Below are 12,992 nucleotides of genomic sequence, written 5' to 3'. Positions count from 1 at the left end.
GCATGGCCCGGCGCTACCAGTGATGATCCGGCGGTCATGCCTGGGTAGCGCCGGGCCATGCCCGGCGGGATGCTACGTCCAGTCGTACGAGAACAGCACCGTGCGGCTCACCGGCTCATACAGCATCACTATCGCGTCGGCGCCGGTGGCGCACCAGTTGTAGCCAGCGACTTCGGCCACTGCGAAGAACTTGTGGCCACCGTGGCGGATGATCGCCAGTTCGGCATCATCTGGAGCATGCCGGTCGTTGGCGGCGTCGGTGAATTCCAGGGTGAAGGCGGCCGGAATATCGGCTGTTTCGATCCAGTTGCCACAGGAAATCCGTCCACCCAGCGTATCCAGGTAATCGCGCTCGCTGGGCTCGTCCTTGCCATAGCGCGAGTAGCAGGCCAGGCGGCCGTGCGTGGCATGGTAGTCACGCGCCTTGGCATAGCTCTCGCGCATCTGCGCGATGTGTTTCCGCGCGTGCTTGTCATCCACCCGATCGCCGATGAAATAGCCCTCGTTGCCGAGGAAGCGCATCTGGTTGCCGGCGGTCAGCTCGAAGGCGATCCAGTTGGTGCTGGTGAAGTCGTTGTGGTGTTCTTCGGTGGTCTCGCCGATGCAGCCGTCGTACGGCTCGATCGGGCACAGCATCGTTGCCACCTGGCCGGCCAGTTCAGGGCGCAGCACACCGAGGTCGATCTTCAGCAGCGGCAGCAGATGCTGGGCGAGCCACGCCTGGTCAGCGGGGAAGACATCGGTAGGGAAGGGGACCATGCCGGGCAGCAGGTCGCGCAGTTCAGTCTGGTGGATCATCTCAGTCCTTTGAATGGGATCGGTAGTGCCGGCCGCTGGCCGGCATGCGCGAAGCATCTGGAGGTTGCCGGCCAGCGGCCGGCACTACCTTCAGGTGGAAGCGCTGCGGATCGCCTCCGGCAGCGGTGCGCTCCTGCCGGTCTGCGTATCCATCCAGACCACCACCACGTTGCCGTCGGAATACAGCTTCGAGTCGTCCTGCTGGTCGACGATGCGGTGGCCGATGGTCACGCTGCTGTTGCCCAGGCGCTCGACGAACAGCTCGACCAGGATGTCGTTGGGCCACACGATCGGCAGGCGGTAGTTGACGTTGGTCGCGGCCACCACCGGTGCGATGCGGTCGGTCATCGACACGCCTTCCACGCCCAGCATCCAGCGCACGCGCGCTTCCTCCAGGTAGGAAATGTACTTGGCGTTGTTGACGTGGCCCATGCTGTCCATGTCACGCCAGCGCACGCTGATCGGGATGCGGGCCAGGATCTTGTGTTCGCTGCTCATCAGGCGTCCTTCTTCTTGCGGGTCGTCGCGGTCTTGCTGGTCTTGCCGGTGCTCCTGGCAGCCACCGCCTTCTTCGCCGGCTTCTCAGGCTTCAGCTTGCGTGCCGGACGGGCGTCGGGCTTGTTGGCCACCGCAGCCGGTTGCTCCGGGCGCGCGCTGGTGGAGGGCAGCATGCGGGCCAGGAACTGGCCGGTGTACGACTGCGGGCAGGCCGCCACATCCTCCGGCGTGCCGGTGACCAGGATGGTGCCACCGCGATGGCCGCCTTCCGGGCCCAGATCCACGATCCAGTCGGCGGTCTTGATCACGTCCAGGTTGTGCTCGATCACCACCACCGTGTTGCCTTCGTCGCGCAGCTTGTGCAGCACGCCCAGCAGCGCTTCGATGTCGTGGAAGTGCAGGCCGGTGGTCGGCTCGTCGAGGATGTACAGGGTGCGGCCGGTATCGCGGCGCGACAGTTCCTTGGACAGCTTCACGCGCTGGGCTTCACCACCGGACAGCGTGGTCGCGCTCTGGCCCAGCTTGATGTAGCTCAGGCCCACGTCCACCAGCGTTTCCAGCTTGCGCGCGATCGACGGCACCGGCTCGAACAGCTTCAGCGCATCCTCGACGGTCATTTCCAGCACGTCGTTGATGTTGAAGCCCTTGTAAAGGATCTCCAGCGTTTCGCGGTTGTAGCGCTTGCCGTGGCAGACATCGCAGGGCACGTACACGTCCGGCAGGAAGTGCATCTCCACCTTGATCAGGCCGTCGCCCTGGCAGGCCTCGCAGCGGCCGCCGCGCACGTTGAAGCTGAAACGGCCCGGCGAATAGCCGCGCGCACGCGCCTCCGGCACCTGTGCGAACAACTCGCGCAGCGGCGTGAACAGGCCGGTGTAGGTGGCCGGGTTCGATCGCGGGGTGCGGCCGATCGGCGACTGGTCGATGTCCACCACCTTGTCGAACAGATCCAGGCCATCAATCTCCCTGTACGGCGCAACCGGGTGCGAGGCACCGTTGATCTCGTTGGCAGCCAGCGAGAACAGGGTATCGTTGATCAGGGTCGACTTGCCCGAGCCGGACACGCCCGTCACGCAGGTCAGCAGGCCCGCCGGAATCGCCAGGTCCACGCCCTTGAGGTTGTTGCCGCTGGCACCGCGCAGGTGCAGCGTCATCTTCGGGTTCGGCGTGTGCCGGCGAGCAGGAATCTCGATCGCGCGCTTGCCGGACAGGTACTGGCCGGTCAGCGAGCGCGGGGCCTCCAGAATGTCCTGCAGGGTGCCCTGGCCGACGATCTCGCCGCCATGCACGCCCGCGCCCGGGCCGATGTCCAGCACGTAGTCGGCCAGGCGGATCGCGTCCTCGTCATGCTCGACCACGATCACCGTGTTGCCCAGGTCGCGCAGGCGGGTGAGGGTGCCCAACAGGCGTTCATTGTCGCGCTGGTGCAGGCCGATCGACGGTTCGTCGAGCACGTACATCACGCCCACCAGGCCGGCGCCGATCTGGCTGGCCAGGCGGATGCGCTGCGCCTCGCCACCGGACAGGGTGTCGGCCTTGCGTTCCAGGGTCAGGTAATCCAGGCCCACATCGACCAGGAAGCCGAGGCGCTCACCGATTTCCTTGACGATCTTCGCGGCGATCTCGCCACGCCAGCCCGGCAGGCTCAGCTCGCTGAAGAACTTCAGCGCCTCGTCGATCGGCAGCACCACCAGCTCCGGCAGTGGGCGGTCGGCCACGAACACGTTGCGTGCCGCCTTGTTCAGGCGCGCGCCGTTGCACTCCGGGCACGGGCGTTCGCTGATGTACTTGGACAGCTCCTCGCGTACCGCCGGCGATTCGGTCTCCTTGTAGCGGCGTTCGAGGTTGGGAATGATGCCTTCGAAGCGGTGCTTGCGCTGGGTGCGGCCGCCGGCTTCGGTGAAGTAGGTGAAGGTGATCGTTTCATCGCCGCTGCCGTACAGCACGGCCTGCTGCACCTTGGCTGACAGGGAGTTCCACGCAGCGTCCACGTCGAACCTGTAGTGCTTGGCCAGCGAGGCGATCAGCTGGAAGTAGTAGGCGTTGCGACGGTCCCAGCCGCGCACCGCACCGGCGGCCAGCGACAGCTCCGGATGCACCACCACCCGCGACGGATCGAAGAACTCGGCCATGCCCAGGCCATCGCAGCCGGGGCACGCACCCATCGGTGCATTGAACGAGAACAGGCGCGGTTCCAGCTCCGGCAGCGAGTAGTCGCAGACCGGGCAGGAGTACTTGGAGGAGAACAGCGTGGGCGAAGCATCGGCGCTGTCCAGGCTCTGCACCGAGGCCATGCCATCGCCCAGCTTGAGCGCCGTTTCAAAGCTCTCGGCCAGGCGCTGCTTGATGTCCTCGCGCGGGCGGAAGCGGTCGATCACCGCCTCGATGGTGTGCTTCTGGCGCAGCGCCAGCGGCGGCACCGCATCGATTTCGTGCAGCTCGCCGTCCACGCGCACACGCACGAAGCCCTGCGCGCGCAGCTGGTCGAAGACCTGTGCGTGTTCGCCCTTGCGGTCACGGATGACCGGGGCCAGCAGCATGTAGCGCTGCTCCGGGTCCAGGGTCAGCACCTGGTCGACCATCTGGCTGACCGTCTGCGCCTCCAGTGGGTAGCCGTGGTCCGGGCAGCGCGGGGTGCCCACGCGTGCGTACAGCAGGCGCAGGTAGTCGTAGATCTCGGTGATGGTGCCGACCGTCGAACGCGGGTTGTGCGAGGTCGATTTCTGCTCGATCGAGATGGCCGGGGACAGGCCTTCGATGTGGTCCAGGTCCGGCTTTTCCATCACGCTCAGGAACTGGCGCGCATAGGCCGACAGCGACTCGACGTAGCGGCGCTGGCCTTCTGCATAGATGGTGTCGAACGCCAGCGAGGACTTGCCCGAACCGGACAGGCCGGTGATCACGATCAGCTTGTCGCGGGGCAGGTCGAGGTCGAGGTTCTTCAGGTTGTGCGTCCGCGCGCCGCGGATGCGGATGAAATCCATCGCCATGGGGGATCCGGTTGTGGGGGCGTTGGCTGGGTGCCGGGCCAGCAGGGAACGGCAATCGGTCAGCCTACCGAGGTGACCAGATGGGGGCAATGGGCGACAATGCCACCCCGGCGTCTCACGTTGTGAGACCGGCCGACAGCTTTGTGTAGGGTCGGGCCATGTGCAGCGGCCTGGACCGCGAACCGTTCAGCCGTGCATGGCTCGGCCTGCAGGTCCGGGCCCGTGGGTCGTTCAGGGGTTGACTTGACCCGCGCCCGCTGATCTGCGTACAATCCCGCTCCTGTCCGCCCTCGATGGCGGCAGTTCAGACCACAATAACTACAGAGGAAGGCCTGGTCATGTACGCAGTACTGGTCACCGGCGGTAAGCAATACCGCGTGGCGCAGGGCGAAAAGCTCCGCATTGAAAAGCTCGAAGTCGAAGTCGGCAGCGAGATCAAGTTCGACAACATCCTGATGCTGGGTGACAGCGATGGCGTGAAGCTGGGCGATGCGCTGAAGGGCGCTGCCGTCACCGCCAAGGTCCTGTCCCAGGGTCGTGCTGACAAGGTGCGGATCATCAAGTTCCGTCGCCGCAAGCACCACATGAAGCGTCAGGGTCACCGTCAGTACTACACCGAAATCGAGATCACCGGCATCGCCGGCTAAGTATCAGGAGAAGCAGTCATGGCACATAAAAAGGGCGTAGGCTCCTCGCGCAACGGTCGCGACTCCAACCCGAAGTACCTGGGCGTCAAGATCTTCGGCGGCCAGGCCATCGAAGCCGGCAACATCATCGTGCGTCAGCGCGGCACCCAGTTCCACCCGGGCACCGGCGTTGGCCTGGGCCGTGACCACACTCTGTTCGCCCTCGTGGACGGCAAGGTGGAGTTCTCGGTCAAGGGCGCCAAGAAGCGCCGCACCGTCAGCATCGTCTCGGCCGACGCCTGATCCAGGCATCGCCGGCACCCGTGCCCCGGCATGGGAGTGCTGCATGAAGAGCCCCGCTTCGGCGGGGCTTTTCGTTAGAGTTGAAGCAAGACCGGCTGGGCCGGGTTACCGGCCCGCGGCCGGCATGACATTCAAGGTGGCGGCCAGCAGGCCGCGCCCATCGCAGGCATCGAAACAATGAAACTGGTAGACGAAGCAGAAATCGAAGTGTTCGCCGGCAACGGCGGCAACGGCTGCATTGGCTTCCGTCGCGAGAAGTTCATTCCGCTCGGCGGCCCGGACGGCGGCGACGGCGGTGCGGGCGGCAGCGTTTACATCCGCGCCGACGAAAACCTGAACACCCTGGTCGACTTCCGCCATGAGCGCATCTTCAAGGCGCAGCGTGGCGAGAACGGGATGGGCCGCCAGGCCTACGGCAAGGGCGGCGAAGACCTGACCATCACCGTGCCGGTCGGCACCGTGGTCATCAACGTTGCCACCGATGAAGTCATCGGCGACCTGACCCGGCACGGCGACCGCCTGCTGGTGGCCAAGGGCGGCCGCGGTGGCCTGGGCAACATGCACTTCAAGAGCTCGACCAATCGCTCGCCGCGCCAGGCGCTGCCGGGCGAGCCGGGTGAGGAGCGCACGCTGAAGCTGGAGCTGAAGCTGCTGGCCGACGTCGGCCTGCTGGGCTTCCCCAATGCCGGCAAGAGCACCCTGATCCGTGCCGTTTCGGCTGCAACGCCGAAGGTGGCCGATTACCCGTTCACCACGCTGTACCCGAACCTGGGCGTGGTGAAGGTGGAGAACCACCGCAGCTTCGTGATCGCCGACATTCCGGGCCTGATCGAAGGCGCTGCGGACGGCGCCGGCCTGGGTGCGCAGTTCCTGCGCCACCTGCAGCGCACCCGCCTGCTGCTGCACCTGGTGGACATCTCGCCGATGGAAGGCGGCGTGGAGGGGATTTCGCCGGTGGAGCAGGTGCGTGCGATCGAACGCGAGCTGGAGAAGCACGATCCGGAGCTGCTGAACAAGCCGCGCTGGCTGGTGCTGAACAAGGCTGACCTGATGTTCGAAGACGAGGCGCAGGCCGCGGCCGAGCAGATCGTCGCCGAGCTGGGCTGGAAGGAGCCGTGGTTCCTGGTCTCCGCGCTGGGCCGCGAAGGTACCTTCCCGATCATGAGCCGGATCATGGCGTTCTTCGATCGCCAGAAGGAAGAGGAGCAGGAAGCCCGCGACGCGCAGTAATGCCGCTGTGGTTCCATGCGAAAAACCCGGCTTCGGCCGGGTTTTTCATTTGGTAGTGCTGGCCGCGCGGCTCCGCGGATCGCCCGGACCGCAGGCAACAAAAAACCCGGCCGGGGCCGGGCTTTTGCCTGCTGCCCAACCCAGGAGGGCAGGGCGGCAACGCCGGATCAGGCGGCCTTGAGGGCCTTGATGCGGTCGTTCAGGCGGCTCTTGTGGCGAGCAGCCTTGTTCTTGTGGATCAGGCCACGCGCGCTGAAGCGATCCAGGATCGGCTGGGCAACGGCGAAGGCGGCTTCGGCGCCGGCGGCATCGTTGGCGTCCAGCGCCTTGATCACTTTCTTGACAGCGGTGCGCAGCATCGAGCGCTGAGCCACGTTGCGCGCGTTGCGCACGACGGTCTGCTTGGCGCGCTTCTTGGCGGACTTGATATTGGCCACGGTGGTGGTTTCCTGAAAAATCGGTGTTATGGGAACAGCAAGCTAGCTAGTATGATGGCGTAAGAAATGCACGTCAAGTCGATTGTCAAGAGGGACGCTGAGTGAGTTCACCCAAGTTGTTGCGGGGCCTGCTGTCGTTCAGCAGCATGACCATGGTCTCGCGCGTTCTCGGACTTGTCCGGGACTTCGTGGTGACCACCACGTTCGGCACCAACGCCATCACTGATGCTTTCTGGGTCGCCTTCAGGGTACCCAATTTCCTGCGGCGTTTGTTCGCCGAGGGCTCGTTTGCCACCGCTTTCGTGCCCGTGTTCACGGAAGTGAAGGAAACCCGCAGCCACGCCGAACTGCGCGAACTGATGGCGCGCACCGCCGGCACCCTGGGCGGGGTGCTGATGCTGGTCACCGCACTGGCCCTGATCTTCGCGCCGCAGCTGGCCTCGGTCTTCTCCAGTGGCGTCGATACCGACCCGGTCAAGCAGGGCCTGCTGGTCGACCTGTTCCGCCTGACCTTCCCGTTCCTGATGTTCGTCTCGCTGACCGCACTGGCCGGCGGTGCGCTGAACAGCTTCCAGCGCTTCGCGATGCCGGCGCTGACCCCGGTCATTCTCAACCTGTGCATGATCGCCGGTGCGCTGTGGCTGGCGCCGCGGCTGGGCGGCACGCCAGAAAAGCAGATCCTGGCGCTGGGCTGGGCGGTGCTGGCGGCCGGCATCCTGCAGTTGCTGTTCCAGCTGCCCTCGCTGAAGGGCATCAACCTGCTGACCCTGCCGCGCTGGGGCTGGAGCCATCCGGGCGTGCGCAAGGTGATGACGCTGATGGTGCCGACCCTGTTCGGTTCCTCTGTGGCGCAGATCAACCTGCTGCTGGACACGGTGATCGCGGCCAAGCTGACCGATGGCTCGCAGTCCTGGCTGTCGCTGGCCGACCGCTTCCTGGAGCTGCCGCTGGGCGTGTTCGGCGTGGCGCTGGGCACGGTGATCCTGCCGGCGCTGGCCCGCCATCACGTCAGTACCGACCGCGAGGGCTTCTCGCGCTCGTTGGACTGGGGCCTGCGCATGACCCTGCTGATCTCGGTGCCGGCCATGCTGGGCCTGCTGCTGCTGGCCGAGCCGCTGATCGCGACCATCTTCCAGCACGGCCAGTTCAGTGCCTTCGATACCCGCATGACCGCGTTGTCGGTGTACGGCCTGAGCTTCGGCCTGCCGGCGTTCGCCCTGTTGAAAGTGGTACTGCCGGCTTTCTACGCCCGCCAGGACACCAAGACGCCGGTGCGCGCGGGTGTGGCCGCGCTGGTGGCCAACATGGTGTTCAACTTCGCCCTTCTGGCGGTGTTGTACCAGGTGATGGTGCCGGACGAGCTGAAGGCGCAGGGCGTGATGGCGGCCATCGGCAAGCAGCCGGGCCTGCACCTGGCGCTGGGCATTGCCAGTGCGCTGTCCAGTTACCTGAACCTGGGCCTGCTCTGGTACTGGCTGGGCAAGACCGATGTCTACCGCCGCCGGCCGGGCTGGGCTGGCTATCTGCTGCGGCTGCTGCTGGCCTGCGCGGCCATGGTCGGGGTGCTGCTGGCCCTGCTGCACTGGCTGCCAGGCTTCTCGGCGATGACTGTGTGGGAGCGGATCGGCGCCCTGGCGCTGCTGGTCGGTGGCGGTGGCGCGACCTACGCGGTTGCCATGGTGGCGATGGGCTTCCGCCCGCGCGACCTGCGTGGGCATTGATCGTGCGCCGTGACGGCTATACTTCAGGGTTACACCATTGAAGCGGCGGCCCCGGTCGGGCCGGAACGAGAGTTGATGAGCAGGCTGTTCAGAAGCGTGGAGGGCGGGGCGCTGTTCCCCAACGGAAGCGTGGTCTGTATCGGTGCATTTGACGGCCTCCACCTGGGCCATCGTGCGCTGGTGCGCCACGCGGTTGCCCGCGCGCGCGCCTTGGGCGTGGCCGCAGTGGCCGTGGCATTCGAGCCGCTGCCGCGTGAATTCTTTTCCCAGGGCACGCCGCCACCGCGGCTGACCCTGGCCCGCAGCAAGGTCGAGATCCTGCGCGAGCTCGGTGTGGATGCGATCGGACTGCTGCGTTTCGACGCGGCGATGGCAGCGATGCCGGCCGAGGATTTCGTCCACCGGCTGCTGGCCCACCGCCTGGGCGCACGCGAAGTGTGGATCGGCCCGGAGTTCTGCTTCGGCAACCGCCGCCGTGGCGACCTGGCCCTGCTGCAGAAGATGGGCGCTGCACTGGGCTTCACCGCGGGCGAGATCGAAGCGGTGGATCTGCATGGCGAGCGCATTTCCAGCACCCGCATCCGCCAGCTGCTGCAGCAGGGCGACTTCGCCCGTGCCAACGACCTGCTGGGCCGTCCCTACGCGATCAGCGGCCGGGTGGTGCGCGGTCGACAGCTTGGCCGTACGCTGGGTTTCCCCACTGCCAACCTGCGTTTCCCGAAGACGCCGGCGCTGTCGGGTATCTACGCGACCTGGGTGCATGGTGTGTTCGACCAACCGTGGCCATCGGTGTCCAGCTTCGGCACGCGGCCGACGGTGGAGGGCGTGGAGCCGCTGCTGGAAGCCCACCTGTTCGATTTCCAGGGTGACCTGTACGGTCGCCACATCGACGTGGAATTCGTCGCCAAGCTGCGCGACGAAGAGAAGTTCAATGATCTGGCGGCGCTGACCGACCAGATGCACCGCGACGCCGAACAGGCGCGCGCCATCCTTTCCGAACATAGATTGCGAGCCACTGCGTGAGCCAGGACTACAAGACCACCCTGAACCTGCCAGCCACCGAATTCCCGATGCGCGGCGACCTGCCCAAGCGCGAGCCGGGCATTCTGGCGCGGTGGGAAGCGCAGGGGCTCTACCAGCAGCTGCGCGACAACGCCGCCGGCCGCCCGCTGTTCGTGCTGCACGACGGCCCCCCGTACGCCAACGGCCGCATCCACCTCGGCCACGCGGTCAACAAGATCCTGAAGGACATCATCGTCAAGTCGCGCTACCTGGCCGGCTTCGATGCGCCCTATGTGCCGGGCTGGGACTGCCATGGCCTGCCGATCGAGATTGCGGTGGAAAAGAAGTGGGGCAAGGTCGGCACCAAGCTCGACGCCGTCGAATTCCGCCAGAAGTGCCGCGAGTTTGCCGAAGAGCAGATCAACATCCAGCGCGTGGACTTCAAGCGGCTGGGCGTGACCGGTGACTGGGACAACCCGTACAAGACCCTGAGCTTCGACTTCGAAGCCAACGAGATCCGCGCGCTGTCCAAGGTCGTGGCCAACGGTCACCTGGTGCGCGGCGCCAAGCCGGTGTACTGGTGCTTCGACTGTGGCTCGGCGCTGGCCGAGGCCGAGATCGAGTACCAGGAAAAGGAATCGCCGGCGATCGACGTGGCCTACGCCGCGCGCGATGCCCAGGCCATCGGCCAGGCGTTCGGCGTGAGCGTGCCGGCCGACGTGGAAGTGGCCGTACCGATCTGGACCACCACCCCGTGGACGCTGCCGGCCTCGCTGGCGGTGTCGCTGGGCGCGGAGATCCGCTACGTGCTGGCCGAAGGCCCGGCGCACAACGGCAAGCGCCGTTGGCTGGTGCTGGCTGCGGCGCTGGCCGAGCGCGCGCTGCAGCGCTATGGCGTCGAAAACGTGGTGCTGCACGGTGAAACCACCGGTGCGGCGCTGGAGAACCAGCTGCTGGCGCACCCGTTCTACCCGGAGCGCGAGATCCTGGTACTCAACGGCGACCACGTCTCCGACGAGGACGGTACCGGTGCGGTGCACACCGCCCCCGGCCACGGCCAGGAAGACTTCGTGGTCAGCCAGAAGTACGGCCTGCTGGACAAGTACAACGCCGGCCAGGTGACCCCGATCGACGGTCGTGGCGTGTACCTGGAATCGACCCCGCCGGCCGGTGACGTGGTGCTGGCCGGCCAGCACCTGTGGAAGGCGCAGGAGGCCATCGTCGGCGTGCTGCGCGACAACGGTTCGCTGCTGGCGTTCCATCCGATCCGCCACAGCTACCCGCACTGCTGGCGCCACAAGACGCCGGTGGTGTTCCGCGCCACCCCGCAGTGGTTCATCTCGATGGACAAGGCCAACCTGCGCAACGATGCGCTGGCCGCCATCGACACCGTCGGCTGGTTCCCGACCTGGGGCAAGGCGCGCATCCAGAGCATGGTCGACGGCCGCCCGGACTGGACCATCTCGCGCCAGCGCACCTGGGGCGTGCCGATCGCACTGTTCACCCACCGGCAGACCGGCGAGATCCATCCGCGTTCGGTGGAGCTGATGCAGCAGGTCGCCGACCGCGTCGAAGCCGAGGGCATCGACGTGTGGTACTCGCTGGATGCCGCCGAACTGCTGGGCGCTGAAGCCGCCGACTACGAGAAGGTCACCGACATCCTCGACGTCTGGTTCGATTCGGGCGTGACCCATGAAGGCGTGCTCGCCGCGCGTGGCTTCGGCAAGCCGGCCGACCTGTACCTGGAAGGTTCCGACCAGCACCGCGGCTGGTTCCAGTCCTCGCTGCTGACCGGCGTGGCGATCGACAAGCGCGCCCCGTACAAGCAGTGCCTGACCCACGGCTTCACCGTGGATGAGCACGGCCGCAAGATGTCCAAGTCGCTGGGCAACGGCATCGAGCCGCAGGACATCATGAACAAGCTGGGCGCGGACATCCTGCGCCTGTGGATCGCCTCGGCCGACTACAGCAACGAGATGTCGCTGTCGCAGGAGATCCTGAAGCGCAATGCCGATGCCTACCGCCGCCTGCGCAACACCGCACGCTTCCTGCTCGGCAACCTGGACGGCTTCGACCCGGCGCTGCACCTGCAGCCGCTCGAGCAGATGGTCGCGCTGGACCGCTGGATCGTGCATCGCGCGTGGGAGCTGCAGGAGAAGATCAAGGCGGCCTACGACGGCTATAACATGGCCGAGATCGTGCAGCTGCTGCTGAACTTCTGCAGCGTGGACCTGGGCTCGCTGTACCTGGACGTGACCAAGGATCGCCTGTACACGATGCCGACCGATTCGCACGGTCGCCGTTCGGCACAGAGCGCGATGTACCACATCGCCGAAGCGTTCACCCGCTGGGTCGCGCCGATCCTGACCTTCACCGCCGACGAGCTGTGGGGCTACCTGCCGGGCGAGCATGCTGGCCATGTGCTGTTCACCACCTGGTACGACGGCCTGGCGCCGCTGCCGGCCGATGCCCAGCTCAACGCCGCCGACTTCGACCAGCTGCTGGCCGTGCGCGAACAGGTGGCCAAGGTGCTCGAGCCGATGCGGGCAAACGGCGCGATCGGTGCCGCACTGGAAGCGGAGATCACCATTGCCGCCAGCGAGGAGCAGGCCGCGCGCTGGCAGCCGCTGGCCGATGAACTGCGTTTCCTGTTCATCAGTGGCGACGTGCAGGTGCGCCCGGCGACCACCGACGAGGTGTTCGTCAGTGCCCAGCCGACCAGCAAGGCCAAGTGCGTGCGCTGCTGGCACCACCGCGCCGACGTCGGCAGCAACGCCGATCATCCGGAACTGTGCGGCCGTTGCGTAAGCAACGTGACCGGCGCCGGCGAAGTGCGGAGCTGGTTCTGATGGCCGCGCCCCGTCCGCATCCGAACGCCCTGGTCTGGCTGCTGCTGTCGGCCGCCATCATCGGCCTGGACCAGTGGTCCAAGGCCTGGGTGCTGTCGAGCCTGCCGGAGTTCCAGCCGGTGGTGGTCATCGATGGCTTCTGGAACTGGTACCGCACCTACAACACCGGCGCGGCATTCAGTTTCCTGAGCGACGCCGGTGGCTGGCAGAAGTACTTCTTCACTGCACTGGCTATCGCCATCAGCGGCCTGATGGCCTGGTGGCTGCGCGGCACCGCGCGCGGCAACTGGAAGGCCGCGGTGCCGTATGCGCTGATCATCGGCGGCGCCATCGGCAACGTGATCGACCGCCAGGTGCACGGCCACGTGGTCGACTTCATCCAGTGGTACGTGGGCAGCTACACCTGGCCCTCGTTCAACATCGCCGACTCGGCCATCGTGGTGGGTGCCATCGGCATCGCCCTGTTTGGCCTGTTCGACGGCAGGTCCGCCAAAAAGGCGGATAATGCCAATCCGAAACCGTAAGCCGGCCGCTGCCG

11 protein-coding genes are annotated in these 12,992 nt (G+C 66.3%); 7 read left to right on the top strand and 4 right to left on the bottom strand.

The genetic code is table 11. The annotated features are described in order from the left end of the window. Positions 1 to 72: 72 nt before the first annotated feature. From R5H29_RS10255 to uvrA, 3 genes are all read right to left on the bottom strand, one after another. Positions 73 to 798: an enolase gene (locus R5H29_RS10255; RefSeq protein ID WP_308304923.1), complete on the bottom strand. Its 726-nt coding sequence runs from the start codon at positions 796 to 798 to the stop codon at positions 73 to 75. Positions 799 to 888: 90 nt separating this feature from the next. Continuing rightward, the gene (locus R5H29_RS10250) at positions 889 to 1,296 is read right to left on the bottom strand and encodes a thioesterase family protein (protein WP_019659297.1); all 408 of its coding nucleotides are present in this window, start codon (positions 1,294 to 1,296) and stop codon (positions 889 to 891) included. Beyond that, entirely contained in the window at positions 1,296 to 4,286 is a 2,991-nt protein-coding gene (gene uvrA, locus R5H29_RS10245) for an excinuclease ABC subunit UvrA (RefSeq protein WP_332329135.1), read from the bottom strand. The genes R5H29_RS10250 and uvrA overlap by 1 nt, the downstream gene beginning before the upstream one ends. Before the next feature lie 338 nt (positions 4,287 to 4,624). On the opposite strand from uvrA, the gene rplU reads away from it, so the two are divergent. The 3 genes from rplU to cgtA all read left to right on the top strand — a co-directional run bounded on the left by rplU (position 4,625) and on the right by cgtA (position 6,445). After that, the gene (rplU, locus tag R5H29_RS10240) at positions 4,625 to 4,933 is read left to right on the top strand and encodes a 50S ribosomal protein L21 (protein ID WP_005408557.1); all 309 of its coding nucleotides are present in this window, start codon (positions 4,625 to 4,627) and stop codon (positions 4,931 to 4,933) included. Positions 4,934 to 4,951: 18 nt separating this feature from the next. After that, positions 4,952 to 5,215, top strand: coding sequence for a 50S ribosomal protein L27 (gene rpmA / locus R5H29_RS10235; protein ID WP_005408558.1), 264 nt, complete (start codon positions 4,952 to 4,954; stop codon positions 5,213 to 5,215). A 177-nt stretch (positions 5,216 to 5,392) separates the two neighbouring features. Continuing rightward, entirely contained in the window at positions 5,393 to 6,445 is a 1,053-nt protein-coding gene (cgtA, locus tag R5H29_RS10230) for an Obg family GTPase CgtA (RefSeq protein WP_058979862.1), read from the top strand. Between the two features lie 167 nt (positions 6,446 to 6,612). Here cgtA and rpsT read toward each other — a convergent pair whose 3' ends face one another. Continuing rightward, entirely contained in the window at positions 6,613 to 6,882 is a 270-nt protein-coding gene (gene rpsT / locus R5H29_RS10225) for a 30S ribosomal protein S20 (RefSeq protein WP_005408560.1), read from the bottom strand. A gap of 116 nt (positions 6,883 to 6,998) precedes the next feature. Here rpsT and murJ point away from each other — a divergent pair, with 116 nt between their 5' ends. The 4 genes from murJ (at position 6,999) to lspA (ending at position 12,978) form a co-directional block, all read left to right on the top strand. Continuing rightward, positions 6,999 to 8,603: a murein biosynthesis integral membrane protein MurJ gene (gene murJ / locus R5H29_RS10220; RefSeq protein ID WP_111099017.1), complete on the top strand. Its 1,605-nt coding sequence runs from the start codon at positions 6,999 to 7,001 to the stop codon at positions 8,601 to 8,603. A gap of 75 nt (positions 8,604 to 8,678) precedes the next feature. Then, on the top strand, positions 8,679 to 9,626 hold the full coding sequence (locus R5H29_RS10215; RefSeq protein WP_019659293.1) for a bifunctional riboflavin kinase/FAD synthetase: 948 nt from the start codon (positions 8,679 to 8,681) through the stop codon (positions 9,624 to 9,626). Then, positions 9,623 to 12,454, top strand: coding sequence for an isoleucine--tRNA ligase (gene ileS, locus R5H29_RS10210; protein ID WP_329841472.1), 2,832 nt, complete (start codon positions 9,623 to 9,625; stop codon positions 12,452 to 12,454). The genes R5H29_RS10215 and ileS overlap by 4 nt, the downstream gene beginning before the upstream one ends. Beyond that, entirely contained in the window at positions 12,454 to 12,978 is a 525-nt protein-coding gene (gene lspA, locus R5H29_RS10205) for a signal peptidase II (protein WP_111099015.1), read from the top strand. The genes ileS and lspA overlap by 1 nt, the downstream gene beginning before the upstream one ends. The last annotated feature ends 14 nt before the right edge of the window (positions 12,979 to 12,992 follow it).

The organism is Stenotrophomonas sp. A3_2 (assembly GCF_036624925.1).
Lineage (GTDB): Bacteria > Pseudomonadota > Gammaproteobacteria > Xanthomonadales > Xanthomonadaceae > Stenotrophomonas > Stenotrophomonas hibiscicola.
Note: the sequence above shows the minus strand (reverse complement) of the source record. Positions and strands in the feature narration are given on the sequence as shown.